Origin of the sequence: Vibrio sp. 10N.261.52.A1 (assembly GCF_002876325.1) — a bacterium.
Lineage (GTDB): Bacteria > Pseudomonadota > Gammaproteobacteria > Enterobacterales > Vibrionaceae > Vibrio > Vibrio chagasii.
The window spans coordinates 1-2,774 of the sequence record NZ_MCYD01001173.1; the positions used below are offsets into that span (position 1 = coordinate 1).

Annotated in this window: 2 protein-coding genes and 1 pseudogene; 2 read left to right on the forward strand and 1 reads right to left on the reverse strand. The window is 44.7% G+C overall.

Features of this window, described 5'->3' with window-relative positions; genetic code table 11:
* Positions 1–829: ammonium transporter (locus BCT81_RS25030; protein WP_102426215.1), on the forward strand; the 829-nt coding region annotated here is incomplete at its 5' end.
* Between the two features lie 263 nt (positions 830–1,092).
* Positions 1,093–1,827, forward strand: coding sequence for a Sir2 family NAD+-dependent deacetylase (cobB, locus tag BCT81_RS25035; RefSeq protein WP_102426216.1), 735 nt, complete (start codon positions 1,093–1,095; stop codon positions 1,825–1,827).
* A 124-nt stretch (positions 1,828–1,951) separates the two neighbouring features.
* On the opposite strand, the pseudogene BCT81_RS25040 reads toward cobB, so the two are convergent.
* Positions 1,952–2,740 (reverse strand): annotated as a pseudogene (locus tag BCT81_RS25040) (GGDEF domain-containing protein).
* Positions 2,741–2,774 lie beyond the last annotated feature (34 nt).

The window sequence follows — 2,774 nt, forward strand, 5'->3', positions numbered from 1 at the left end:
GTTATTTACCGTTGGTTTCATCTACCCATTTTTCGAAGGCATCATTTGGAATGGTAACTTTGGATTCCAGGATTGGCTAGAAGGCCAGTTTGGTTATGGATTCCATGACTTTGCAGGTTCTGTCGTGGTTCACGGTGTTGGCGGCTGGATCGCTTTGGTTGCCGTTTACTTCTTAGGTATGCGTAAAGGTCGCATCCGCGCGGGTAAACACACTAACTTCGCACCATCGAACATTCCTTTCCTGGCATTAGGCGCGTGGATCTTATGTGTGGGTTGGTTTGGCTTTAACGTGATGTCTGCACAAGCAATCAACGGCATCAGCGGCCTAGTGGCGATGAACTCACTGATGGCAATGGTTGGTGGTATTCTGGCGGCGCTTGTTGCAGGTAAAAATGACCCAGGCTTTATTCATAATGGTCCTTTGGCTGGCTTAGTAGCAATTTGTGCAGGGTCAGACTTAATGCACCCATTAGGCGCTCTGATTACTGGCGGCGTGGCGGGCGCTTTGTTTGTTTACCTATTTACTTACATGCAAAACAAAACACAGATTGATGATGTATTGGGTGTATGGCCTCTACACGGCGTATGTGGTGCCTGGGGTGGCATTGCAGCTGGTATCTTCGGCCAACAAGCTTTCTGGGGTCTAGGCGGCGTGAGCTTAGCTTCTCAGTTGATTGGTACAGTCGCAGGTGTTGCAGTTGCTGTCGTCGGCGCGTTAATCGTATACGGTGTGTTGAGCAAACTAACAGGCCTACGCTTAAGTGAAGAAGATGAGTTCAACGGTGCGGATCTTTCTATCCATAAGATCTCTTCTATCAACGAAGACTAACGTTATTCACTTGGTGGGTTAAAGCACATCAAGTAGACAACTGTTGAACAGAACTAAGCGGCTTCGGTCGCTTTTTTGTTTCTATGGATAGCAAAACAGAGAATTTGAGTAACAACAGCCACAACTATCAAGCGACAAGCGAGTTATGTCACAAATAGCCAATGAATTCAGTTGCCTAAGACTATGGTCTAATCCCCAAAACTATTGTTGGAATTTGAACAGTGCTAAGCTGTTACAAAGTGACATATTGAAAAGGACGTTATATGCATTTCCCATATCGAAATATCGTAATTCTTACTGGTGCCGGCATTTCTGCGGAGTCGGGGATACAAACATTCCGAGCACAAGACGGGCTATGGGAAAACCATAAAATCGAAGATGTCGCGACGCCTGAAGGGTTCGCAAAAGATCCAGACCTTGTACAAGCCTTCTATAACAAGCGTCGTCACGGCTTACAAAGCGAGAGCATCTTGCCAAATGCCGCTCACAAGGCACTAGGAGAGCTTGAAGAGAAACTTGATGGCATCGTTACTATCATCACGCAAAACATCGACAACTTGCACGAGAGAGGCGGTAGCAACAACATTATTCACATGCATGGTGAACTTTTAAAAGCGCGTTGCAGTGAATCCAATCAAGTTGTAGAGCACAAAGACGATATTGAAACGGGTGAACTTTGTCATTGCTGCCAAATCCCTGCACAAATGCGTCCACATATTGTTTGGTTTGGCGAAATGCCACTAAGAATGGGCGACATTTATTCCGCACTAGAAGAAGCCGATCTATTTATCTCAATTGGAACATCAGGCGTGGTATATCCAGCTGCTGGGTTTGTACATGATGCGAAAATGCATGGCGCACACACGATAGAAATCAACCTTGAGCCAAGTGCAGTAGAGAGCGAGTTTGAAGAGAAGCGCTACGGCAAAGCCAGTATCGAAGTGCCCAAGCTAGTGAGTGAACTATTGTCGGTTGAGAGAGGCTCATTAACCGCTTAATCAATACTGCCACACTGTCGAATGAACTAAAAAAGGAAGCAAACGCATGTCTGACTGAAAAAGAGAGCCCAGAGACGTGTTTGCTTTTTTTGTTCTGATCGTTTGAAATCTTGTCTTGGGTCGATCAAACGTCAGCGACAACGGAGCGTCGTGCTTGCTTCATCGCATACATAGCTTTATCCGATTCTTCCAACGCTTGTTGAAAGTTATCTTGGTTCGTCACTTCGATGCCGTAAGAAAAAGAGATGTTTTCACCGTAAAGCAGGTTACTGACTTGGCTTACGAACTCACCACCACGTCCCAGTTGTGCTGTCGCAACAAACTCATCACCACCGACACGAAACACCATTTCATCTTCCAATACCGACTGACTTAATGCTTGAGAAAAGCGTACGATCATCAGGTCACCAACTTTGTGGCCCTTGCGGTCGTTGACCTTTTTTAATCCATCTAAATCGAAATAGATGAGCTCGAACTCCTTCAGCTTGATCGCATCAAACTTTTTACGATTGTATAAGCCCGTTAGCTCATCTTGCTTACTTTGATCTTTCAATTGAGTGGTAAGTTCAGTAATGCCATAGGCAAGAAGTAGGAAAGCTATCTACAACAAGCCATCTTCTAGAAAGGTGTCGATTAACTCGTTTCTGTCAGCCCATTCGTCGAGGTATTTAAGCTCAGTGGTGACATCATAAAATAGGTTAAAAATGAGTAGTAGAGCACCATAGCGAAGGATTTTGTGCGGGCGAATGGCGTGACGAGCAACGTAGTAGATATACATCGTAATCACGAGGGTGTTGGTTTCGAAAAACAGGTCGTAATTAGAATCTATGTGGATGAACGAGCTCAAGGCTAACATCAAAAATGACGCCACAAGCATCAGAGTCACAATCAGTAAAATAGGGTTCGCATTCATATTAAATTGTACGATATACGATTTAATATAATCC